We start from the raw sequence: 324 nt of genomic DNA, 5'->3' as shown, positions 1-324 counted from the left end.
CATTCCCCGCCCTGCGGCGGCGCGCGCTCGGCCCGGCCTGTCTCACCCACAAGACGCCCCCCTGATGCGCCGCCTGCCTTGCTCGCCCCCATGGGGTCGTCGCCGACCGCTGAGAGGTCGTAACCTGCTCAGTCGTTCCGCTTCACTTCGTCGGACATCGCGGTGGCGATGGTGAGGTCGAAGTCCGTGGTGAGGAAGGAAGCGTGGCCTTCCAGACCGCGCGCCTTCAGTTTCTGCGGATCCTCGTGCCAGACAGTGGACATCGCGAGTCGGGCACTGGCGTTCTGTCCGGGGTCGACCGGGAGGTACGGGTCGCCCTCGAAG

1 protein-coding gene is annotated in these 324 nt (G+C 68.2%); it reads right to left on the bottom strand.

Going from position 1 to position 324, the window contains the following annotated elements; all coding sequences use genetic code 11:
* Nucleotides 1–128: 128 nt before the first annotated feature.
* On the bottom strand, nt 129–324 hold a 196-nt coding region (locus tag ACLZOT_RS51110), incomplete at its 5' end, for a hypothetical protein (RefSeq protein ID WP_416976132.1).

Origin of the sequence: Streptomyces sp. 4F14, assembly GCF_048159485.1 — a bacterium.
Classification (GTDB): Bacteria; Actinomycetota; Actinomycetes; order Streptomycetales; family Streptomycetaceae; genus Streptomyces.
This window is presented reverse-complemented; position numbering and strand designations above follow the sequence as displayed.